At 74.7% G+C, this 21,325-nt stretch carries 18 protein-coding genes; 7 read left to right on the forward strand and 11 right to left on the reverse strand.

The window, feature by feature from the left end; translation table 11 throughout:
• Nucleotides 1-59 precede the first annotated feature (59 nt).
• Nucleotides 60-659 (forward strand): hypothetical protein, encoded by a 600-nt coding sequence (locus tag ACFP3U_RS12240; RefSeq protein WP_380225428.1) that lies wholly within the window; start codon nucleotides 60-62, stop codon nucleotides 657-659.
• A gap of 122 nt (nucleotides 660-781) precedes the next feature.
• On the opposite strand, the gene ACFP3U_RS12245 is transcribed toward ACFP3U_RS12240, so the two are convergent.
• The gene (locus tag ACFP3U_RS12245; RefSeq protein WP_380225429.1) at nucleotides 782-2,419 is read right to left on the reverse strand and encodes an alpha/beta hydrolase; all 1,638 of its coding nucleotides are present in this window, start codon (nucleotides 2,417-2,419) and stop codon (nucleotides 782-784) included.
• Between the two features lie 406 nt (nucleotides 2,420-2,825).
• Between ACFP3U_RS12245 and ACFP3U_RS12250 the strand changes: the two genes are divergently transcribed.
• On the forward strand, nucleotides 2,826-3,437 hold the full coding sequence (locus ACFP3U_RS12250) for a hypothetical protein (protein WP_380225430.1): 612 nt from the start codon (nucleotides 2,826-2,828) through the stop codon (nucleotides 3,435-3,437).
• Between the two features lie 48 nt (nucleotides 3,438-3,485).
• Here ACFP3U_RS12250 and ACFP3U_RS12255 read toward each other — a convergent pair whose 3' ends face one another.
• Nucleotides 3,486-4,862, reverse strand: coding sequence for an MFS transporter (locus ACFP3U_RS12255; protein ID WP_380225431.1), 1,377 nt, complete (start codon nucleotides 4,860-4,862; stop codon nucleotides 3,486-3,488).
• 315 nt (nucleotides 4,863-5,177) lie between these two features.
• Between ACFP3U_RS12255 and ACFP3U_RS12260 the strand changes: the two genes are divergently transcribed.
• Nucleotides 5,178-7,655: a molybdopterin cofactor-binding domain-containing protein gene (locus ACFP3U_RS12260; protein ID WP_380225432.1), complete on the forward strand. Its 2,478-nt coding sequence runs from the start codon at nucleotides 5,178-5,180 to the stop codon at nucleotides 7,653-7,655.
• Nucleotides 7,656-7,711: 56 nt separating this feature from the next.
• Nucleotides 7,712-8,179, forward strand: coding sequence for a (2Fe-2S)-binding protein (locus tag ACFP3U_RS12265; protein ID WP_380225433.1), 468 nt, complete (start codon nucleotides 7,712-7,714; stop codon nucleotides 8,177-8,179).
• Between the two features lies 1 nt (nucleotide 8,180).
• Here ACFP3U_RS12265 and ACFP3U_RS12270 read toward each other — a convergent pair whose 3' ends face one another.
• The 7 genes from ACFP3U_RS12270 to ACFP3U_RS12300 form a co-directional block, all read right to left on the reverse strand.
• Nucleotides 8,181-8,492 (reverse strand): hypothetical protein, encoded by a 312-nt coding sequence (locus ACFP3U_RS12270; RefSeq protein WP_380225434.1) that lies wholly within the window; start codon nucleotides 8,490-8,492, stop codon nucleotides 8,181-8,183.
• Nucleotides 8,493-8,607: 115 nt separating this feature from the next.
• The gene (locus ACFP3U_RS12275) at nucleotides 8,608-9,207 is read right to left on the reverse strand and encodes a TIGR03086 family metal-binding protein (protein ID WP_380225435.1); all 600 of its coding nucleotides are present in this window, start codon (nucleotides 9,205-9,207) and stop codon (nucleotides 8,608-8,610) included.
• A gap of 213 nt (nucleotides 9,208-9,420) precedes the next feature.
• On the reverse strand, nucleotides 9,421-10,170 hold the full coding sequence (locus tag ACFP3U_RS12280) for an SDR family NAD(P)-dependent oxidoreductase (protein WP_380225436.1): 750 nt from the start codon (nucleotides 10,168-10,170) through the stop codon (nucleotides 9,421-9,423).
• A gap of 235 nt (nucleotides 10,171-10,405) precedes the next feature.
• Nucleotides 10,406-11,200 (reverse strand): transglycosylase family protein, encoded by a 795-nt coding sequence (locus ACFP3U_RS12285; RefSeq protein ID WP_380225437.1) that lies wholly within the window; start codon nucleotides 11,198-11,200, stop codon nucleotides 10,406-10,408.
• Between the two features lie 639 nt (nucleotides 11,201-11,839).
• Entirely contained in the window at nucleotides 11,840-12,508 is a 669-nt protein-coding gene (locus ACFP3U_RS12290; RefSeq protein WP_380225438.1) for a response regulator, read from the reverse strand.
• A gap of 85 nt (nucleotides 12,509-12,593) precedes the next feature.
• Nucleotides 12,594-14,417: a sensor histidine kinase gene (locus ACFP3U_RS12295; RefSeq protein ID WP_380225440.1), complete on the reverse strand. Its 1,824-nt coding sequence runs from the start codon at nucleotides 14,415-14,417 to the stop codon at nucleotides 12,594-12,596.
• Nucleotides 14,418-14,532: 115 nt separating this feature from the next.
• A complete protein-coding gene (locus tag ACFP3U_RS12300; protein ID WP_417466413.1) occupies nucleotides 14,533-17,055 on the reverse strand; it encodes a SpoIIE family protein phosphatase in 2,523 nt (840 codons plus the stop codon).
• Nucleotides 17,056-17,220: 165 nt separating this feature from the next.
• On the opposite strand from ACFP3U_RS12300, the gene ACFP3U_RS12305 reads away from it, so the two are divergent.
• The 3 genes from ACFP3U_RS12305 (at nucleotide 17,221) to ACFP3U_RS12315 (ending at nucleotide 19,723) form a co-directional block, all read left to right on the forward strand.
• Nucleotides 17,221-17,583, forward strand: a complete 363-nt coding sequence (locus ACFP3U_RS12305; RefSeq protein WP_380225442.1) for a DUF4326 domain-containing protein — start codon at nucleotides 17,221-17,223, stop codon at nucleotides 17,581-17,583.
• A 134-nt stretch (nucleotides 17,584-17,717) separates the two neighbouring features.
• A complete protein-coding gene (locus ACFP3U_RS12310) occupies nucleotides 17,718-19,016 on the forward strand; it encodes an outer membrane protein assembly factor BamB family protein (RefSeq protein ID WP_380225443.1) in 1,299 nt (432 codons plus the stop codon).
• 71 nt (nucleotides 19,017-19,087) lie between these two features.
• Nucleotides 19,088-19,723, forward strand: coding sequence for a nucleoside/nucleotide kinase family protein (locus ACFP3U_RS12315; protein WP_380225444.1), 636 nt, complete (start codon nucleotides 19,088-19,090; stop codon nucleotides 19,721-19,723).
• 36 nt (nucleotides 19,724-19,759) lie between these two features.
• Here the strand turns inward: ACFP3U_RS12315 and ACFP3U_RS12320 are convergent, their stop codons facing one another.
• Both ACFP3U_RS12320 and ACFP3U_RS12325 read right to left on the reverse strand, forming a co-directional pair.
• Complete coding sequence (locus ACFP3U_RS12320; protein ID WP_380225445.1) at nucleotides 19,760-20,599, reverse strand: DNA-formamidopyrimidine glycosylase family protein; 840 nt, start codon at nucleotides 20,597-20,599, stop codon at nucleotides 19,760-19,762.
• Between the two features lie 62 nt (nucleotides 20,600-20,661).
• A complete protein-coding gene (locus ACFP3U_RS12325; protein WP_380225446.1) occupies nucleotides 20,662-21,144 on the reverse strand; it encodes a universal stress protein in 483 nt (160 codons plus the stop codon).
• Between the last annotated feature and the right edge of the window lie 181 nt (nucleotides 21,145-21,325).

Raw genomic sequence — 21,325 nt, forward strand, 5'->3', positions numbered from 1 at the left:
AGCCGAACCCCACGCGCAGTCTCGGCATGTCGTACACAAGCCGAGACTACAGTGGACGCATGTTGGGACATCTGGAGTCGTCCGGCCTCCAAGACCTCTTTCCGCTCACCAACTCCGACTCGAAGACCGATCTGATCCAACGCGTCCGCGACGCCCGGTCGGGGATCACCATGTTCGGTCTGACGCGGAACTTCTACGGCACTGACGAGCTCCGGGACCTCTTCGTCGCCAAGTCGCACGAGGTACCCGTCCGCGTATTCATCATGGATCCCTTCTGCGAGTCACGGAAGGACAGGTACCGGCTGGAGCCGGCCGAGGCCGCCATGGAGGATCCGGCCCGGTACATGCGTGAGGTACTCACCCCTCTCGCGGAGGCTGCTCGCGCGGGTGGCGGCGACTTCAAGATCTACTTGTTCAACTTCCCGTGCAGCTTTGCCCTGGAGATGATCGACGACACGATGCGCGTCATGCTCTACGGGCACGGTAAGCGTGGCACGGACGGGCCGATCCTCGTGTTCGACAGGGGCTCGGCCGAGACGGGTCCAACACCCTACTGGCAGTACTTCGAAGACCAGCTGGCGTGGATTCAGCGGCTGGCGGACGCCGACGAAGTACCTGAGCCGTGGCGCTCGAAGGGAATTCGCGTCGTGCCGTGCTAGCCAGAGCCGGTCGATTCTTCCCGACTGCCACCAGCACCTCTTCGCGCCAGACCCCTGACTGAGCGCAGCCGAGCGGCCCGTTCCCGGAAGGAACGGGCCGCTCGATGGTTCTCGGGGGTGGGTCAGGCGATGGGCGGGAAGGCCTCGGTGTCGGGCTTGAGGAGCTGGCCGGGGGCGGGGGCCTTCTGGTTCAGCAGGTAGTCGGTGACCAGCTTGCCGAGCTCCGTGCTACGGCCGACGGCGCAGTGCTCGACCACGTCGACGGAGACGAGGACCGCGTTGCCCAGCTGGCGCTGCATGCGCTGGGAGAAGCCGTAGTTGGTCGCCGGGTCGTAGAGGTTGCCGATGACCATCACCGGGGTGGCGGTCTTCCGGTTCCACGGGCCGGTGAAGCGCTCGGCGTCGCGGGCCGGGGCCGGCCAGGAGGCGCAGGTCGGGCCGTCGAAGGCCTGGTAGCGGCCGAAGGTCGGCGACTCCTTCTCCCACGGCTTGGCCAGGTTGGCCAGGGTCCACGGGTTGGACGGGTACGGCTTGTCCTGGCAGTTGACGCCGTAGTAGGAGTCGTCGGCGGAGTACGGGGTCTCCGGCAGGGCCTCGCGCAGCGCGTTCGGCACGGGGGCGGCGAGGGCCTTGGCGTCCTCGACGACGGCCGGGTCGACCGCGGCCGGGGCGGCGGCCAGGCCCTGCGCGGCGGCGGCCGGGGCGGCCTGGGCGTTGATCACCTGGTGCAGCGCCTGGAGGGACTTGGCGATCGGCGCCTGCCGGGCCTGCGAGTAAAGGGCGTTGGCCACCTGGCTGGTGAAGTTGGAGAGGGTGACCTGGGTGCCGTCCGGCAGGGTGACCGGGTTGGTCCGCAGGTGGTCGCGGGCGGCGTCGAACTTGGCCCGGGTGTCACCGTCGCCGAAGGCGCAGCGCGGGGCGCCGGCGGCCTGGCAGCGCTTGAGGAACTCGGCCAGCGCGACCTCGAAGCCGGCGGCGCGCTGGCGGTCGTACTCGACGCCGTTGTGCATCCGCAGGTTGGGGTCGACATTGCCGTCGACGATCAGCGCGCGCACCTTGTCCGGGTACATGCCCGCGTAGGTGGCGCCGATCAGGGTGCCGTAGGAGAACCCGGCGAAGTTCAGCTTGCTGTCGCCGACGGCGCGGCGCATCCGGTCGAGGTCGCGGACCACGTTGATGGTCGACATGTGCTCGATGAGCGGGCCGGCGTTGCGCGAGCAGGCGTCGCTGTAGTCCTCGGTGGCGTCGATGGTCTGCGCTATCTCGGCCCTGGTCACCGGGACGCCGACCATCCGGTCGTTGACGGCCGCGGCCTCCTCGTCGGTGGTGAAGCACTTCAGCGGGTTGCTGCGGGCCACACCGCGCGGGTCGAAGCCGACCAGGTCGAAGCGGTCCTGGACGTCCTTGCCGAAGCGGGCGGTGGTCGCCCACAGGTAGCCGCTGCCGCCCGGGCCGCCGGGATTGAGGAACAGCGAGCCGATCCGCTTGGCCGGGTCGCTCGCCCGGCGGCGCATCATCGCGATGCCGGTGGTCTCGCCGTTCGGGTGGTCGTAGTCGAGCGGCACCTGATAGACGGCGCAGTCGTAGATCTTCGGATCCGGCTGGCTCGGATCGGGGTTGCACGGCTTCCAGTCGACCGGTGCCACCTTGGCCTCGGCGGCCGGGCCGGGGGCCGGTGCCGCGACGGCCGCCGCGGCGGTACCGGCGACGAGGGCGAGGGCACTGGTGACCGCCAGTGCCGCGCTGGTGATACGGGACACGAAACCTCCTCCGGTTCTGCAAACCCGGACAGCCTGTCAGCCCCCCGTCAACAGGGGAAGGGATGAGCGGCGGAAGATTCTTGCGAGAAGTACCCTAATCACCGTCAATCTCTCTTTTCTGGTCAGAATTGACGGGAAACAGCGCGGCCGGTGGCTGAAGATCATCATTAACCGTATGGTCTGCGCCGCGTTTGACGCTGTGGCTGGCGGGTCACGGCGCACCAGGGGCCACGTACCGGATGGGGCCGCGTACCGGGTGGGGGGCGCGACCGGCGCATCGGGCTCCGGGTGGTGCGCCCGCGCTCCGTTGACCGTGGACAGCCGGAACCCAATACTCGGCATTGCGAAAGCCTGACCGCTCCTTGCCTTCGGATTCGCCGGCCACCCGGCGGAGAGGTGGACACTCATGGGCTTCCTGACGGCAGACGACGACAACCCGCGACCGGAGCCGCACCAGCCGCCGGGCCGGCGGGCCGTACTGGCCCGGGCGCTGGGCCTCACGGCGGTGGCCGGCCTGGGCGCCGTGGCCTCGATCGGGACGGCGGCCGGACCGGCGGCGGCCTCGGGCGCAGGCACCGCCTCGACGCAGGCGAGCCAGGCCGACTGGCGGTTCTGCGTCAAGTGCTTCGGCCTGTTCTTCCGCGGCTACCCCACCGACGGCGCCTGCCCGGCGGGCGGCGGCCACGACTCGGCCGGCTACAACTTCACCATCCCGCACGACATCCCCGAGACGCCCACCGCGCAGCACAACTGGCGCTTCTGCACCAAGTGCTACGGCATGTTCTTCTGGGGCTACCCCGACAACGGCCGCTGCCCCGCCGGAGCCGCCCACGCCGCGGCCGGGTACGACTTCGTCATCCCGCACGACATCCCGGAGAACGGGAGTTCACAGCGCAACTGGCGGTTCTGTCCCAAGTGCTACGGACTCTACTTCTACGGCTATCCGACCAACGGCGCCTGTCCGGCCGGCGCCGCGCACTCCGTGGCCGGCTACGACTTCGTCCTCCCGCACCTGTAGGCCGTATCGTCACCGGGGCGCGGGGCTCCCCCCGCGCCCCTCAACTCGCTAGCTCACCTTGGTGAGCGCCTCCGCCGTGAGCCCCTCCGCCGTTTCTCCCTCCGCCGGGAGCGCCTCCGACGTCAGCCCCTCCGCCGGGAGCGGCGCGCGCCACGGGCGGTCGCGCTCGGCCCTGCGGACGGCCGGGCCCATCGCGCAGCCGGCCGCGAGGAAGAGGCCGCCGAGGAGCAGCCAGCCCGGGCCTCCGCCGTCGAGCAGGAGGGTGGTCAGCAGCAGCGGTCCGGCGGTGCGGGCCACCGCCACCCCGGTGCCGAAGAAGCCCTGGTACTGGCCGAGCCGGTCCGCCGGGGCCAGGTCGAAGGCGATCTGCCAGGAGCCGGCCGACTGCTTCATCTCGCCGAACACCTGGAGCACCGCGCCGGCCACCAGCAGGGCCGCCGTCGCCCAGACCGGGGCGGTCGCGGCCGAGAGCGCGAACACCGCGCAGGAGGCGAGCAGCACCGCCCCGGCCTGGCGGACGGCCCGGGCCGCCGAGGGCAGACCGGTGACGGCGCGGGCGGTACGGACCTGGAAGAGGGTCACGCCGACGGTGTTGAGGACGAAGAGCGCCGAGCCGAGCCAGCCGAGCTGCGGGGCGCGGTCCGCGATCCAGAGCGGGATCACCAGGCTGAGCAGCGGCATCCGCAGCAGCAGCACCGTGTTGACCAGCGTGACGACCACGTAGCGGCGGTCCGCCAGCACCGCGAATCCGCCGTCCCGGGAGGGGCGGGCTGAGCGGGACGCCGCAACGTCCGCCGCTTCCCCAGCAGACCTCGGGGCCTCCCCGGACCCGCCCGCCTTCGCGGACGGCGCCACCGCCGGCAGCCGGAGCAGGATCAGCCCCGTCGCCAGGAAACCCAGCGCGGTCAGCGCGAACGCGGCGAGGAAGGCCGTCCTGGTCCCGACCGTGAGCGCCACGCCGCCGAGCGCGGCGCCCACCGCCAGCCCGGCGTTGAGGGTGGCCTGCAGCCGGGCGAGCGCCGCCGTCCGCTCGCCGTCCGGGACGAGCCCGCCGACCAGCGCCTGCCGGGCCGCGCCCAGCCCGGACTGGGCGGTCGCGTAGAAGCAGGCGGCGATCAGGAACGGCAGGAAGTCGCGGACCACGAGGAACGAGGCGACCACCGCCGCCGTACCGAGGGCGAGCACCGCCGCCGTGCCCCGGGGGCCGCGCCGGTCGGCGAGGTGGCCGAGCGGCACGCCGGCGACCGAGCCGATCGCCCAGGCCACCGCGAGGCCGAGGCCGAGCCTGGTCGGTGAGAGGCCGACGATCCGGGTGAAGTACAGCGCCGAGCTGGTGTAGTAGGCGCCGTCGCCGACCGCGCTCACCAACTGGGCGACGGCAAGGGTGCGTTGTGCTCCGGACAGGGGGCTGCGGCGGGACGGCACGGTACTCCTGGGGTGGTGGGCCATCAGCGGTTCTCGGGTGCGGACACCAGTCTCCGCCACGGGCGGACCAGGCAGAAGGTCCACTGGACTGCCGTGATCTTGGGCCACTTCGGCACGGCGCTCCCCTCCCCTCGAACCGGGCCCCGAGCCCGCCCGGCGCCGGTCATGCTCCCGTCCGCCCCCGGGGGCCCGCCGCACGCCCCCCGGGCGCGTGTCCCCCGGACGGCGGTACCGCGCGCGCCGCGCCGTGTGCCCCGCACCAGCCCCGTACCCCTCCCGCGCCCTCCGTGTCCGCCCCATCCGACATCCGATCAGATGTCCGAGCATGCCCCAGGTGTCCGTGTTGACCGACCAGTAGGGCGCTCCTATGCTCAACCGCGTTCTCGCTCACGATCGTGGACACGACCAAAACGTGCCCGCCTTCCCGAGCACCGTCCGGCACCTTCGGCACCGGGGCGGGACCCTCATGGCCCGCCCGGCCGGAGCCGTCACCGGCGAGAAGGGCTCCCTCCCATCAGCACCTCCATCGCGCCCTCCGACGGCACGGACTTCACCGGCGAGCAGCAGTCCGGCGCCGACCAGCAACCGGGCGCCGCCGACCGCCGCCGCTTCCTCACCTACCTGCTCGCCGCGCCCACCCTCACCGTCGCCGCCCGGGCCGGACTCGACGCCGCCGCCCCCGCCACCGCGCAGGCCGCAACCGCCACCGCCCAGGCCGCCGCCGCCCCCTCGCAGTTGCTCGGCCTGCCCGGCATCCCGGACATCGTCGACCTCGGCCAGGCCCTCCAGCTCGCCGGCCTGCCCACCGCGCACCTGCTCGTCCTGGAGATCACCACCGCCGGCCGCGCCGTCCTCCACCTGCCCCGCCTGGAGGTCGGCCAGGGGCTGACCACCACGGTCGCCATGATGGTCGCCGAGGAGCTCGACGCGCGGCTGACCGACGTCGACGTCCCGCTCTCCGACAGCCGCCCCGACCTGCTGTTCAGCCAGCTCACCGGCGCCTCCAACTCGGTCCGCACGCTCTACGACCCGGTGCGCGGCGCGGCCGCCGCCGCCCGGGCCCGGCTGGTCACCGCCGCCGCCCGCCGCTGGTCACTGCCGGCCGGCACCCTGCGCACCGCCGACTCCGCCGTCCTCGCCCCCGACGGCCGCCGGGCCGGCTACGGCGAACTCGCCGCCGAGGCCGCCGCCGTCACGGTGCCCGCCGTGCCCGCCACCCCCAAGCCGCCGGAGCAGCGCCGCCTGGTCGGCCGCCCCACCGGCCGGATCGACGCCCGCGACATGGTCACCGGCCGCGCCCAGTACGCCGGCGACCTCGCCGTGCCCGGCGCGGTGCCCACCGTGGTCGCGCGCCCCACCACCCTGCACGGCACCCTCGCCTCGCTCGACGCCTCCGCCGCCCGCGCCATGCCCGGCGTCCTCGCCGTGGTCACCGTCCCCAGCGGGGTGGCCGTCCTCGCCGAGACCTTCGACCAGGCGCTGAAGGCCCGCGACGCGCTGCGCACCTCCTGGCACCCGGGCCCGGTCGCCGCGCTCTCCGACGCGGACATCCGGTCGAAGCTGCGGGCCGCGCACGCGCCGTTCCTCGTCCCGCCGCTGCTCACCCAGTATGTGGACGGCGAGTTCGACTTCGCCTTCGTCAACCACGCGCCGATGGAGGTGCTGACGGCGGTCGCGGACGTCCGGCCGAACCGCGCCGAGATCTGGTTCGCCGCCCAGACCCCGATCGTCGCCCAGCAGACCATCGCCGCCGAACTCGGTCTGCCGCAGGACGCGGTGACCGTCCACGTGGTGCGCGGCGGCGGCTCCTTCGGCCGGCGGCTGTTCTACGACGCCGCCGTGGAGGCCGCGCAGATCTCCCGCGCGGCCGGCCGGCCGGTCAAGCTCATGTGGACCCGCAACGACGACATGCGGCACGGCCGGATGCGCCCCGCCACCCACCACCGGGTCCGCGCCACCTACGGGCTCGGCCGGGTGCTCAGCTACGAGCACCGCGCCGCCACCGTGATGACCGACTTCGGCCACGGCCTCGGCGAGGCGCTCACCGCCGCCGGCTTCCAGCTCTCGGTCGCCGGGCTCTCGCTCGCCCAGGCCTTCTTCCTGCTCAGCCAGAGCAACCCGTACAACGTGGGCCTCCCCACCCAGCTGCTCGCCGAGGTGCCGCTGAGGATCCCGACCGGCAGCTGGCGCTCCGTCTACTCCGGCACCGTCCGGGTCGCCGACGAGATCATGATGGACGAACTGGCCCGCCGCCTCGGCCAGGACCCGGTGGCCTTCCGCCGCGGCCGGCTGCGCGAGTCGGCCGGCCGGTCCGTCCTCGACAAGGTCGCCCAGGCGGGCCGCTGGGGCCGCACCATGCCGGCCGGCCAGGCCCAGGGGATCGGCTACCACGCCGAGAACGGCGGCCGGACCGCCTACCTGGTCGAGCTCGACGCGACCGACCCGAAGCAGCCCCGGGTCACCAAGGCCGTGATCGCCGCCGACCTCGGCACCGTGATCAACCCCACCGGTCTGGAGGCCCAGCTCACCGGCGCGCTGATCGACGGCATCTCGGTGATCCTGCAGGCCGGCAACCACATCGACCGCGGCGCCGTCCGCGAGGGCAGCTTCGCCGACTTCCAATACGCGCGGCAGCGCCACAGCCCGCCGGTGGTCGAGATCCACCTGCTGCCGCCGAGCGGACCGCCCGGCGGCGCGGGCGAACTGGGCGTCCCGGCGGCCTCCGCCGCGGTGGCCAACGCCTACGCCCGGGCCACCGGGACGAGCCCGCGCTCCTTCCCGATCAACTTCTGACCCGGCCCCCCGAACCCCCGAGCCCCGAACTCCCGAGTCCCCGAGGAACGCGCCCCATGCCCAGCCACACCTTCGTCCTCAACGGCCGGCCGGTCATCGTCGAGGCACCGGACGACATGCCGCTGCTCTGGGTGCTGCGCGACAAGCTCGGCGTCACCGGCCCCAAGTACGGCTGCGGCGTCGGCGTCTGCCGCGCCTGCACCAGCCATCTCGACGGTGAGGAGATCCAGCCCTGCACCGTGCCCGTCAAGGACTGCGCGGACCGCCGGGTCACCACCATCGAGGGCCTCGCCGACGGCGACACCCTGCACCCCGTCCAGGAGGCCTGGCTGGAGTGCGACGTCGCCCAGTGCGGGTTCTGCCAGCCCGGCCAGATCATGACGGCGGTCGCCCTGCTGCGCCGCACCCCCGCGCCCACCGACGCCGACATCGACCAGATCCAGAACATCTGCCGCTGCGGCAGCTACCCCCGGATCCGCGAGGCCATCAAGCGCGCCGCCGCCCGGACCACGCCCGGCAGCTGACTCAGGACTGGTCCCAGGCGATGACGGTCAGCAGCGCGTCCGGCGGGCAGGCGGCGATCCGGGCCGGGTGCAGCTCGCCCAGCCGCCAGTCGGCACCGGGCATCGAGCCGTCGGCGAGCAACGGCAGCACCTCACCGGCGCGGGCGGTGTAGCGACAGGGGTAGCCGTCGAACTGCAGCTGCTGCGCCCGGCCGGCCGCGACCAGCGCCTCGATCCAGTCCCGCCCACGGAGCCCCGTCTCCCACTTGGCGAGCACGACGCCCTCGCCCTCCTCCCCCACCGGTGCCCTCACGACGAACCACCAACCGAGCATCGACGCCCTCCCCCTCCGGTCCAGCACGACTCCCCACGACCCTACGCCCCGACGCAACCGCCCCCCGACCCCGAGAGAACCGGCTGACCGCGCCCCGCGTCCGGCCCTCGCCGCGCTACCCGACGGCCCCGGGGTCGCGGCCGAAGAACCCCGCGAGCCGGTCGTACACCGGCGCGTCCTCGGCGACCGCGACCTCCGGGCCGAAGGCGTGCTGCTCCTCCTCGCTCCCCCGGTACTCCGGCCGCAGTGCGCCGCGCGCCCAGGCCAGCGCCGCCCGGCCGACCTCCTGGTCGAGCCCGGCCGTGGACTGGCCGGTGGCCCGGGAGAGGTCCCAGGTGTGCGCGGCGAACTCGGCGATCTGCTGGTCCACCGGGAAGCGGGCCGGCAGCTCGCCGACGCCGGGGACCTCGATGACGCCGTCGAGGTCGCCCGCCTTCCGCCAGGCGGCCACCAGCCGCTCCGCGCCGGCCTCGAAGCGGTGCAGCCAGTCGTCCTCGACCCGCTCGAAGGGCTCGGACCAGTCGGGCGTGCCGCCCTCCGCCCGGACGGTGAACTGTCGCAGGTCCTGCAACAGATGGCTGATCAGCTGTCCGACGTCCCAGGAGCGGCAGGGGGTCGGGTGGTCGGCCAGTTCGGCGCCGACGCCGTCGATCACTCCGGCGGTCTGCGCGAGCGCACGGGCGAGCAGCTCGATCGGGTCTTCCGCTCCGGTCATGACGCACCTCTCCGTCGTCGGGACCTCCCCGGCCCCTCACTCGGGACCCGTGCGCCGGCGCGCGGCCGTACGGTCGCGCGCCCGCTCACGTGGTCGGTCCGGCCGATCGTAAGCGCGGGCACTGACAACCGGCCCGGAGCAACACCCCGGGCCGGTCCTCCGGTACGGCGCGCCGCCGCCCATGGCAGCTACGCGGGCGGCGACGCGCGCCGGTCAGACGGCGAAACCGCCGTCCACGGCGATCTCCGCGCCGGTGATGTACCGGCCGTCCTCGCCCGCCAGGTGCGCGACGGTCGCGGCGATGTCGGAGGGCCGCCCGAAGCCGCCGAGCGCGGTGAAGCCCGACTGGAACTCGGCGCCCGGGCCGTCCGCCGGATTCATGTCGGTGTCGATCGGACCGGGGTGGATCACGTTGACGGTGATCCCGCGCGGGCCCAGCTCACGGGCCAGCGCCTTGCTGAGTCCGATCGTCGCGGCCTTGCTGGTCGCGTAGAGGCTGCCGCCGGCGAAGGCGGTCCGCTTGGCCATGCAGCTGCCGATGGTCACGATCCGCCCGCCCTCGGCCAGGTGGGCCGCGGCGGCCTGGGCGAACAGGTACGGCCCGCGGACGTTGGTCTCCAGCACCCGGTCGATGTCCGCCAGGCCGGTGTCCTCGATCGGCCCCATGAAACCCGCCCCGGCGTTGTTGACCAGGATGTCGAGCCGCCCGAAGCGCTCGGCCACCGCGGCGACCACGGCGCGGACCTCCTGCGGGTCGGCGCTGTCGGCCCGGACGGCCCAGCCGCGCCGGCCCATCGCGGTGATCTTGGCCGCGACCGCCTCGGCCCGCTCGGCGCTGCCCAGGTAGGTCACCACCACGTCGGCGCCGTCCTCGGCGAGCCGCAGGGCCACGGCCTCCCCGATCCCCCGGCTGCCGCCGGTCACCAGGGCCACCTTGCCGTCGAGCTTCGCGAGCTTGGTCATCGTCATATCGTCAGAACTCCCTGTGTCGTTCGCGGACATGACTCCAGCTTCGGCCGTGACGACCCGGCGGTCCGGCGGTATTCGGACGTCGCGTTCAACGTTCAACTACCGCCGGGAGTCGTCCGCCCGGCGCGCCCGCACCCCCGCTCCCCGGGACCGCGACACGCCGAACGGCCGCCCCGGGGGCAGGGCGGCCGTTCGGTTCACCGGGATGCCGGACCCGGTGCGGAGAGGGTCAGAAAGACAGGGTCTGACCCGGGAAGATGAGGTTCGGGTTGGTGCCGATCTCCTTGATGTTCCTGGCGTGCAGCCCGGCCGTGTCGAGGCCGAACTTGGCGGCGATGCCGCTCAGCGTGTCGCCGCTCTTGACGACGTAGCTGCCGCCGGTGAAGCCCTGCTCGGGCGTGGCGGGCCCGGGGGCGGGCTTCGCGGCGGGCGCGGCGGGCGCGGCGGGCGCGGCGGACCGCTGCGGCGCGGTCTGCGGCCGGGACGGCGCGGGCGCCTTGCGGGCCGGCGGCTTCTGGGCCGGGGCCTGCTCGGTGGACGGCTTGGCCGGCTGCTGCTTGGCCGGCTGCTGCGCCTTGGGCGCCGGGGCGGGCGTGTCGGGCGTGTCGGCCACGACCGCCGGCGCGCCGCCCTTGCTGAGGCCCGCCTTGGCCGAGCAGACCGGCCAGGCGCCCGGGCCCTGCGCGGCGAGGACCTTCTCGGCGACGGCGATCTGCTGCGGCCGGCTCGCCTGGTGGGCCTGCGGGGCGTAGGCGGCGCCGCCGTACGCCTTCCAGGTGGAGGGGGAGAACTGCAGTCCGCCGGAGAAGCCGTTTCCGGTGCTGATGCTCCAGTTGCCGCCGCTCTCGCACTGGGCGACGGCGTCCCAGGCGGAGGTGGGGGCGGCAGAGGCCGAGGTGGCCGTGACGAGGCCGGCCACCGGCAGGGCCGCGACAGCGGCGCCCGCGACCACGGCCATCCGAACGCGGTTGCGCTTGTTGGCGGCGGTGGTGGTGGCAGCGGCGGTCTCGTGACGGGGATTCATGGAAGTCCTCTCGACAAACCCCGGGCAGGCATGCGGAACCAGACCCCTGCCGGGGCCGGTCGTCGCTCCCTCACACGATGGGCGGCCGAGCACGTGTCCGACGTGCCGTGCCGCCCCGGCCACCCTTCGCTCGCCTGCGGCCCGGTGGAGCCGGCCGCGTCGGCGGTCACGGCCCTCGCGCCGGTGGTCAGTCGGCGGGCCATGGGTCGGGGGTGAACCCGGGTGGTGCTCGTTGCACCGCCAAAGAAGCTACGGGCGCTACCGGGCCGCATCAAGCAATTCTTGGTCGTCCCAGCTCAGATGACTGTTACCGGCGGTATCGATCATGAAACGGACCCGGAAACGACCGGATTTGACCGGATTTCCCGGCCCAAACGGTCGAATTCCGTGCCCTCGCTCACACCCGGCCGGTTGAACCTATGAGCGCTTAGTCGACTTACCGTCACCACCGACTGACGGATCGTCATCATGCCGAACGGAGTTCCCGATTCCATCGGGCGTCGAGGTGGCGTTCACCACTCCGACTACCGAGCGTGAGCGGAAAGTCGCTCAGCGCACGGCACACGATCCGTCCTTGCACGCACCGAACGGATCGTCAGCAGGCCCTCGGCGCCCGGTCGGCACCCTCGGCCGACATCCTCAGCCGACGTCCTCCAGCCCCGCGTCCCTGGCCAGCAGGGCCGCCTGGACGCGGTTCTCGCAGCCCAGCTTGGCCAGGATCCGGCTGACGTAGGTCTTCACCGTCGCCTCGCTCATGTGGATCCGGGCACCGGCGTCCGCGTTGGACAGCCCCTCGCCCAGCAGCGCCAGGACGGCCAGCTCGCGCTCCGTCAGCACCTCCAGCCGCCGCCGGGCCCGCGCCCCGCGCGCCGCGGCCGGTCCCGAGCGCCCGCCCGCCAGCGAGTCGACGATGTGCCGGGTGGCCGCCGGCGACAGGAAGGCGTGCCCGGTGGCGGCCGCCCGGACGGCCTGGATCAGTTCGGCCGGCGCGGTGTCCTTCAGCAGGAAGCCCGCACCACCGTCGCTCACGGCGCGCAGGACGTTGTCGCGCTCCCCGAAGGTGGTGAGGATCAGCGCCCGCGCGCCGGGGGCGGCCCTCGGCAGCTCGGCGAGCGCCGTCAGGCCGTCCATCACCGGCATCTGGATGTCCAGCAGGACGACGTCGACCCGGTGCGCGCGGGCCAGCTCCAGCGCCTCCCGGCCGTCGGCGGCCTCGGCCACCACGTCGATGTCGTCGGCCGAGGAGAGGATCATCCTGATCCCGGCCCGGATGAGCGGCTCGTCGTCGGCGACGAGGACTCGGATCACTGCTGGTCATCCCCTTGTACTGGTCCTGACGGCGCGGCGGCGGACCGGCCGGCGCCCCCTCGGACCATCCTGGCATCCCCTCCCGTCACTGCTTCACCCGGTAGTGCTGCTTGTCGACCAGCACCCCGTCCTTGAAGCAGAACCGGACGGTCGCGTCCTCGCCCCACCCGGTACCCGGGCCGTCGGTGAGGAAGTGGACGCAGACCGACCCCTCCGGCGGGGTGGGGCCGGTGCCCTTCAGGTGCCGCAGGAAGAGGTCGCTGCCCGGCGGCAGTTGCCGCCGCACCTCGGCCTCCGGGGTGCCGAGCTCCAGGCTCTCGTACACCGACCGCTTCACCGTGGCGTCCTCGGCGGACCGGACGAAGCCGATGACGCCCCAGACCAGCAGGCCGAGCACGGCCAGCAGCACCGCCACCCCGCCGACCGCGAAGCCGATCGCCGGGCTGCGCCGCTTCGGCGGGGTGGCTGCCATCGCCGGCACACCCTCAAGCGCCCACTCCAGCGCCCACTCCGGCGCACCCCCCGCACCCCCCGCACCGCCGATGCCGCCCGTACCACCCGCCCCCGCGCCGTCCGCGCCGTCCGCGCCGCCCGCCCCGGCACCGTCGCCCGCGGCCCCGGCGCCCTCCGCGCCCCGGTACGGCAGCACGGCGGCCAGCCGGAACCCGGCCTCCGGGGTCGGACCGGTGTGCACCATGCCGCCGACCAGCCGAGCCCGCTCGCGCAGACCCGTCAGCCCCTGGCCGCCGCTGACCACCGCCGCGGCGCCGCCGGGGCGCACTCCCGCCGGCTCGGGCGCCGCCAGGTTCACCACCTCCACCACCAGCGCGTCCGGCTCGTAGCGCAGCGCCACCGTGATCGGCGCGCTGGGGGCGTGCTTGTGCGCATTGGTCAGCGCCTCCTGCACCACCCGGTACGCCGCGTGCCCGGCGGACGCGCTCAGCGGACGGCGCTCGCCGTCCCGGACGAGGGAGACCACGGTGCCGGCCGCCCGGGAGGACTCGACCAGCCGCTCGATCCCGTCCACGCCCCCGGTCCCGACGCCGCCGGTACCGAACCCGCCGCTGCCGAAGCCGCCGCTGCCGGGGCCGCCCACCGGCGACCCGCCGGACCCCGGAGCGGTGCCCGGACCGGGCGGCGGCGCCGTCGACTCGTCGTGCAGCACCCCCACCACCTCGCGCAGCTCCCGCATCGCCGCGACCGCCGCCTGGCGCAGCACCCCGACCGCCTCGCGCTGACGGTCGGTGAGCGTCCGGTCGACCTCCAGCGCGCCCGAGTGCACCGAGATCAGGGCCAGTTGGTGGCCCAGGCTGTCGTGCATGTCCTGGGCGATCCGGTGCCGCTCGCGCAGCCGCGCCTGGTGCGCGACCATCGCGCGCTCGCGCAGCAGTTGCTCGTTGCGTTCGCGCAGCGCGTCGGTCAGCGCGCGGCGCTGCGCCCGGTACCGGCCCCAGAGCGCGGGCAGCACGGCGAGCAGCAGGAAGCCGCCCAGGGTGAACCCGACGATGAGCTTGACCGGGACCTGCCCGGCGTCCTTCACCACGCCGAACAGGGTCATCAGCACCCAGCCGACGGCGAACGAGCCGGCCAGCACCCCGACCCGGCGCACCCGGGCGCCGACCGACCAGCCGACGCAGACCAGCAGCGGCAACGGCCCGCCGCTGAAACCGCCGGCCGCGGCGGTGAGCACCAGCGTGGTCGCCGGCAGGCCGCGGCGCAGCAGGAAGAGGACGGCGGAGCCGACGCTCATCGGCAGGGTCAGTCCGCTGTGGCTGACCACTTCGATCAGCGCGGCGAGCCCGCCGATCAGGAGCGCGCCCACCAGCTCGCGGATCACCAGCCCGAGCCGCCAGGGCCCGGGCAGCGCCGTTCGTACCGCCTTCGACCAGGCTCTCGCTATCACGTCCACCCGTCGAGGCTAACGAGTCGGCCCCGCCCGCCACCGTCACCCTTCGTCGCCGCCGGGCCCGACGAAAGTCGTTCCCCGAGTTCCCCGAGCCGGTGCGGAGGAACGCCCCGCCGCCTCAGCGGTAGGCGGTGAGCAGCAGCGCGATGTCGTCCACCCGGTGCGTCGAGCCGACCTCGCGCAGGATTCGGTCGGCCAGGCCGTCCAGCCCGGCCGTGGCGAGCAGCGCCCCGACCTCCGGGCCCGCGAGGACGGCGCGCAGCCGGTCCACGCCCTCGTCGATCGCCACCGCCGGGTCCTCGACCAGGCCGTCGGTGTACAGCGCGAGCACCGAGCCCGGCTCCAGCAGCAGGTCGCTGACCGGGTATTCGGCCTCCGGCTCCACACCGAGCAGCGGCCCGCCGGCCACCTCCAGCGCCTCCGCCCGCCCGTCCGGGTAGCGCAGCACCGGCGGCAGGTGGCCGGCCCGGGCGATCAGGGCGGTGCCGTCGGCGGGGGTGAGGCGGATCAGGCAGCAGCTGGCGAGCAGTCCGGGGTCGAGGTCGAGCAGCAGCTGATTGGTACGGGCGAGCACTTCGTCCGGCGGATGGCCGCCGGTGGCGAAGGCGCGGACGGCGCTGCGCAGTTGGCCCATGGTGGCGGCCGCGCCGACGCTGTGCCCCTCGACGTCGCCGATGACCAGGCAGAGGTCCCGGCCGGTGACGATGGCGTCGTACCAGTCGCCGCCGATCTCCATGCCCTGGGTGCCGGGCAGGTAGCGGGCCGTGATCCGGACCCGGTCGAGGTGCGGCAGCCGGTGCGGGAGCAGGGCCTGCTGGAGGCCGCGGGCCAGGGTGAACTCGGCGTCGTACAGCCGGGCGCGCTCCAACGCCTGGGCGATGAAGCCGGCCAGGGCGGTGAGCAGGCCGCGCTCCTCCAGGGTGAAGGGGCGGGGGCGGTCGAAACCGAGGATGCAGCTGCCGACCGGGTGGCCGGAGGCGATCAGCGGCAGGAACGCCCAGGCGCCCATGTTGTCGAGGGCGAGGCCGGGATAGGCGGCGGCGAGCTGGTCGACGTTCTCGAAGAAGATCGGGGTGCCGGTGCTGAGCGCCTCGGCGCCGGGCACCCGCGCGCCGACCGGGGTGCCCTCGAAGGTGTCGAGGAATCCGTCGGGGTAGCCGCTCTGCGAGACCAGGTGCAGGTGCTTCTCGCGGATCGTGTAGATCGCGAGTTCCTGCCCGCCGAGCGCCGGGAGGATCTCGTCGGCAACCGCCCGGCAGACCTCGCGGACGGTGACCGCCTCGCTCAGCGCGCTGGCCAGCTGGAGCAGGTGGTACATCACGCCGAGGCCGGTCCACGTCCCGGGCGGGGCCGGCTCGGCGACCGGGTCGACGGCGTCCGGCGGCGGGTCGGCGGCGACCACCCGGCCGGTGACGCCGTGCGCGTCGGGGTAGAGCGAGAACGCCAGCCAGTGGTCCGGCGGCCGGCGGGCGAGGAAGGCGGTGGGCTGCTGGGAGAGCAGGGCGGCCCGGTAGCGGTTCTCGTACACGGGGTCGGAGAGCCAGGAGAGCACCTGCCACGGGTGGTGGCCGACCAGGTCCTCGCGGCGGGCCTGGAGCAGCAGCTCGACGCTGTGGTTGGCGTAGGTGATCCGGCCGTCCGGGTCGAGCGAGAAGACGCCCTCGCGCAGCCGCTCCACGGCGGCGGCCGCGGCGGTGCCGGTCCGGGTGTCGAGCACGGCGCCGACCAGGTGCCCGCGGGTGCGGGGCCCGTCGCGCGGCACCCGGGCCCAGAGTTCGACGGGGTAGGGGTGGCCGTCGCGGTCCAGCACCCGCAGCCGGGCGGCGAGCACCCGGCCCCGGTCGAGGGCGCCGCGCACGGCGGCGCGGAACTCCGGCAGGTCGCCGGGGGCGATCCGGGCGGCCAGGGTCTCGGCCCGGCCGTCGAAGTCGCCGGGGGCGAGGCCGAAGATCTCGCAGAACTGGTCGTCGGCGGTCACCACGCCGGACGCCACGTCCCAGTCGAACAGCCCGACCCGGGTGGTCGGCGCGGAGGGCGGGGTGAGTTCGACGACCGTGGTCTCGCCGTTGGGCTCCACCGGGTGGCCGGCCTCCTCCAGGCCGGCGAGTCCGGCGGCCAGCCGTGCGGCCACGGCGCGCACGTGGCGGCGCGCGCCCTCGGGCACGCCGTCGTCCGAGGCCGCCCAGAGCACGCCGAGCACCCCGTAGGTCTCCTCGCCCGCCCGGACCGGGACGCTGGCGGAGGCGAAGTCGTACGGCAGGCCGACGGCGAGCTGCGGGAAGCGGCGCATGGTGTCCTCGGTGTTGGCGAGGAGCACCGTGCGGCCGGTGCGGTAGCTGACCGCCGCCGGCAGCGGTCCGGCGGCGGCGATCCGCCGGAACGGGCCGAGGACGGACAGCGGCACGCCGGCGACGGCGCACAGCACCAGCGAGCGGCGGTCGCGGGAGCGCAGGTAGACGGTCGCGCCGTGCGCGTCGGTGCCGCTGAGCACCGTGCGCACGGCGGAGGTCAGCAGGGTGTGCCGTTCGCGCGCCGGGTCCGTCTCCGCCGGCGACAGCGGCGACAGCGGCGAGAGTGATGAGAGTGGCGCCGTCCGGTCCCGGGCAGCGTCCTTCCCTGGACGGTGCGGGTCGGGTCGCACCGCCCGGGCGTCCCCATCGCTGGGTCGCGGACCGGGCGGGTCCGCCGGAGCACCCTGGCGCATCCTCTCTTGCTACGCCGGGCCCCAGGGCCTGTCAAGGCGAACCCCACCGGCCCCACCGGCCCCGGGGTGCCCACCGGCCCCGGCTGCGCCACCATCGTGCCCATGACACCCCGCACCCCGGGCCCCGGCCCCGGCCCGACCACCGTGGTCAATCTGAAGGGACACCGCGACGACCCGGCCGTCGCCGACGTGGTCTACGTCGGCCGGGCGATGCACCGGGGCGGCTGGCACCTCGCCGAGTCGCCGCTGCACTGCCCCTTCCGGCCGGGCCCCGGGCTCTCCCGCGAGCAGATGCTGGTCGACTACCGCGCGTACCTGGTGGCCCGCCCAGACTTGCTCGCCCTCGTCCCGGAGCTGCGCGGACGCCGGCTCGGCTGCTGGTGCGCCCCGCTCCCCTGCCACGCGGACGTCCTGGCCGACCTCGCCGACCACGGCGTCCCCGGTTTCCCCGGTTTCCCCAGCTGACCCACCCGCGCCGGCCGGAGCTGCCCGGAGGGGCCGGGAGTGGTTGCCCGAAGGGCTGCACGGGCCCGTGACTTGGGTATTCTCCGTGAACAACGCAGCACAACGGCTGCCCCGGGGGAGACGAGTAACGCAGCATGGGGACCACACCGTCCGATCGTCCGGCGGGCGAGGCGTCCTGGCAGTGGGACGGCGACGAGGAGGCCGCCGCGACGGCGACCGCCGACGTGGTGAGCGGCGGCGCGGACGGCGGGGGCGACGGTCCGCGGCCGACCAGGCGCCGACTGCTGACGGGCGCCGGACTCCTGGCGGCGGGCGCCGCCGTCTGGGGGGTGTCGCGGGCGGCGGGCGGCTCGAAGTCCGAGCCGCCGAAGCCGCAGCCGCTGCCCAGCAAGCTGTACGGATCCGAGCCGCTCTGGGTGTACCGGGGGTCGGAGCCGATGATGCCGGGCCGGCTGAGCGGCCGGCTGTTCGCGCCCGCCTATGTGACGGCCAACGGCCTGCGGATCCTCGACGCGGCGACCGGCGCCGTGACCGGCACTGTCGAGGAGCCGGGGGTCAGGGGCCGACCGGAGGACTCACCGCTGATCGTCGGGGCGGGGCGGCTCTTCACCACCTCGCCCGGCCACGTGGACGCCCGCGCGCTGACCGGCCCGGCCGCCGGCTGGAGCCGGCCGCTCCCGCCCGAGCTGGGCGAGCAGATCACCCTCTTCGGCAGCGACGGCGCCCAGGTCTACGGCATGGTCGGCAGCCGGGTCGACACCCGGGGCGCCCTGTTTGCCATGGACGCCACCGGCCGCGGCCTGCTCTGGTCCCGCCCGGTCGCGGAGCGCGGCGAGAACACCGTCACCGTGCTGCCCATCGGCGGCCGGCTCCTCACCTGGGACACCGACCCGACCGCCGGCATGTCGCTGGTGGACGGCACCACCGGGCAGCGGGTCTGGACCACCGCGGGCTCCGCCCCCGTCTGGTCCATGATGGACCAGCGGCACGTCTACCTGCCGACCTCCGGGGCCACCGGCGTCCAGGCCCTGCGGCTGGAGGACGGCGCGCCGCGCTGGTCGGTACGCCCCGGCCCGGGCGAGGAGTGGCGCGCCCTGCCGCCGCTCAGCGACGGCTACCGGGTGTACGTGCCGCGCGACAACGGGCTGATCACCGCGCACGAGGCGGGGAGCGGCGAGCAGACCTGGCAGTGCCAACTGCCGTTCCGGCTGGACCGCCGCTCCCGGCCGCTGCTGCTCAGCTCCGGTCTGCTCGTGCCGGGCCCGGCCGATGCGGGCGTCCTCGTCGTCGAGGCGGAGAGCGGCCGGCTGTCCACGATCTTCGCCGACACCGGCCCTGGGGTTGACGTCTGGTCGCTCAGCAGCGACGGCACCCGGCTCTACGCGGGCCACGACACCACCCTGTACTGCCTGGGCGAGCTGCCCGTCCCCTGAACGTCCGGCGCCTTCGACGACGAACGTCGACCCCGCAGGCCCGCTGGCTCCCCGACCGCAGGATGAACGCCGTGCCGATTCGCCCGATCTCGCCCGACCGTCTCGTCGAGCTGCTCGCCGACCGGATCGCCGCGCTGCCCGGCGCCGGCGGGCGGCGGTTGCGGGTGGCCGTGGACGGCGCCGCCGCCGCCCGACCCGGGGAGCTGGCGGACGCCCTGGTCGAGCCGCTGCGGCTGCGCGGCCTGCCGACCCAGCGGGTCGCGGCGGCGGGTTTCCTGCGCCCGGCCTCGGTCCGGCTGGAGTACGGCAAGCAGGACGCCGACGCCTTCCACGACCTCTGGCTGGACGACGGCGCGCTGCTGCGCGAGGTCCTGGACCCGCTGGAGCCGGGCGGCAGCGGACGGGTGCTGCCCTCGCTCCGGGACCCGGTGACCGACCGCGCCACCCGCGCGCCGTACACCGAACTGCCGGCCGGCGGGGTGCTGCTGCTGGACGGCGCGCTGCTGCTCGGCCGCTGGCTGCCGCTGGAGCTGACCGTCCACCTGGCGCTCTCCCCGGCGGCGCTGACCCGCCGCACCGCGCCGGAGGAGCGGTGGACGCTGCCCGCCTTCGCCCGCTACGAGGCGGAGACGGTGCCGGCCGAGGCGGCCGATCTGACGGTGCGGTTCGACGACCCGCGCCACCCGGCACTGGTCGAACGCGCCTGACCGCGGCGGGCCAGGGCGGCGCGCCGGGGACGGGCCTCAGTACGCGCGCCGGGCGCGCGACCCGAGCGGCGCGTGTCGCCCCGCCGGGGCCGGGCCGCGCTGGCAGTACGGGCACCAGTACGCCGGCCGGTCCTGCGGCGGGGTGCCGTGGTGCGCCGTCAGCACCAGGGTGCCGCAGCGCGGGCAGGGCCGCCCGGCCCGGTCGTAGACCCAGTGCTGGTGGCCGCGCCGGGTGTCGCCGGTGGTGATGTGGCCCGAGCGCAGCCGGTTGGCGTCCAGGAGCTGGTGGGCCCGGGTCACCAGGCGGTCGGGGCTCGCCAGTTCGCCGACCGGGGTCCACGGGGTGACGCCGGCCAGGTAGCAGAGCTCGTTGGCGTAGACATTGCCGATGCCGGCCAGGTTGCGCTGGTCGAGCAGCGCCTCGGCGAGCGGGCGGGCCGGGTGGGCGAGGAGGCGGCGGACGGCCTCGGCCGGGTCCCAGTCGGGCCCGAGCAGATCGGGTCCGAGGTGGCCGACGGCGCGCGGCTCGTCGGCGGTGCGCAGCAGTTCGACCACGGGCAGCCGGTAGCCGACGGCGGTGCCGCGCTCGGTGCCGAGGACGGCCCGGATCTGCGCGTGCGGCCCGCCGGTCCAGCGCTCGCCGGGGCCGAAGACCGCCCAGCGGCCGTCCATCCGCAGGTGGGTGTGGAGGGTGGTCCCGCCTTCGAGGCGGGTGAGCAGGTGCTTGCCGCGCGGGACGGCCTCCAGCACCCGGCGCCCGGCGAGGGCGGCGGTCGCGTGGGCGGGCACGCGCAGTTCGGCGGTGGTCAGCACCTGCCCGGCGAGGGTCTCGTGCAGACGGGCCGCCGCGCGGTAGACGGAGTCACCTTCGGGCATGGACCCATCCTCCCTCCGCGCGGCGGTCCGCCGCAGCGCCGCCCGGCTATCCGGCTATCCGGCTATCCGGCGGCGCCGGCCGTGCCACCGGCCGTACCGCCGGCCACGCCGTGGCGGACCACGACCACCGGGCAGGGCGCGTGCTCGGTGAGGTGCCGGCTGACCGAGCCGAGCAGGGCGCCGGCGAATCCGCCCAGGCCGCGGCTGCCGACCACGAGCAGCGCGGCGCCGCCGGAGGCCTCCAGCAGGGCCTGGGCGGCGTTGCCGGGCAGCACCGACTCGTCGATGCGGACCTCGGGCTGGGCGCCGACGACCCGGGTGACGGTGTCGGCGAGGATCTTGCCGGCCAGTTCCTCCGGGTTGTACTCGGGCGCCGGCACGCTGGCCCCGGCCCAGCCGTAGAACGCCGGGTACTCCCAGGCGGCGACGGCGTGGACGGTGCCGGCGGCCATCCGGGCGTAGTCGACCGCCCAGCGAAGGGCCTGTTCGGAGGCGGGCGAGCCGTCCACACCGACGACGATCCTGGGGTTCGCGCTGTTGGCCATGCCGCTGCTCCTCGCTCGACGCGCTGGTTTCCTCCCAAACCTAGATCAACAGGGACATTCGTCCGCCCATTGCCGCGCCCGCCGCCGCGCCGCTCTACCGACACGCTGCCGGAACTGGTTCTGGCGGGTGCGCGGCGTCATCGCCACGCACCCGCCAGGGTTTTCGGGGTGCGGCCCGCGG

Origin of the sequence: Kitasatospora misakiensis (assembly GCF_042656005.1) — a bacterium.
In the GTDB taxonomy this organism is placed as follows: Bacteria; Actinomycetota; Actinomycetes; order Streptomycetales; family Streptomycetaceae; genus Kitasatospora; species Kitasatospora misakiensis.

What these genes read in the sequence shown, in the direction of transcription:
- ACFP3U_RS12280 (WP_380225436.1), bottom strand. Translation starts at nt 10,170, where the DNA reads ATGACCAAGCTCGCGAAGCTCGACGGCAAGGTGGCCCTGGTGACCGGC.
- ACFP3U_RS12240 (WP_380225428.1), top strand. Translation starts at nt 60, where the DNA reads ATGTTGGGACATCTGGAGTCGTCCGGCCTCCAAGACCTCTTTCCGCTC.
- ACFP3U_RS12275 (WP_380225435.1), bottom strand. Translation starts at nt 9,207, where the DNA reads ATGACCGGAGCGGAAGACCCGATCGAGCTGCTCGCCCGTGCGCTCGCG.
- ACFP3U_RS12270 (WP_380225434.1), bottom strand. Translation starts at nt 8,492, where the DNA reads ATGCTCGGTTGGTGGTTCGTCGTGAGGGCACCGGTGGGGGAGGAGGGC.
- ACFP3U_RS12250 (WP_380225430.1), top strand. Translation starts at nt 2,826, where the DNA reads ATGGGCTTCCTGACGGCAGACGACGACAACCCGCGACCGGAGCCGCAC.
- ACFP3U_RS12265 (WP_380225433.1), top strand. Translation starts at nt 7,712, where the DNA reads ATGCCCAGCCACACCTTCGTCCTCAACGGCCGGCCGGTCATCGTCGAG.
- ACFP3U_RS12305 (WP_380225442.1), top strand. Translation starts at nt 17,221, where the DNA reads ATGACACCCCGCACCCCGGGCCCCGGCCCCGGCCCGACCACCGTGGTC.
- ACFP3U_RS12310 (WP_380225443.1), top strand. Translation starts at nt 17,718, where the DNA reads ATGGGGACCACACCGTCCGATCGTCCGGCGGGCGAGGCGTCCTGGCAG.
- ACFP3U_RS12320 (WP_380225445.1), bottom strand. Translation starts at nt 20,599, where the DNA reads ATGCCCGAAGGTGACTCCGTCTACCGCGCGGCGGCCCGTCTGCACGAG.
- ACFP3U_RS12260 (WP_380225432.1), top strand. Translation starts at nt 5,178, where the DNA reads ATGTCCGAGCATGCCCCAGGTGTCCGTGTTGACCGACCAGTAGGGCGC.
- ACFP3U_RS12325 (WP_380225446.1), bottom strand. Translation starts at nt 21,144, where the DNA reads ATGGCCAACAGCGCGAACCCCAGGATCGTCGTCGGTGTGGACGGCTCG.
- ACFP3U_RS12285 (WP_380225437.1), bottom strand. Translation starts at nt 11,200, where the DNA reads ATGAATCCCCGTCACGAGACCGCCGCTGCCACCACCACCGCCGCCAAC.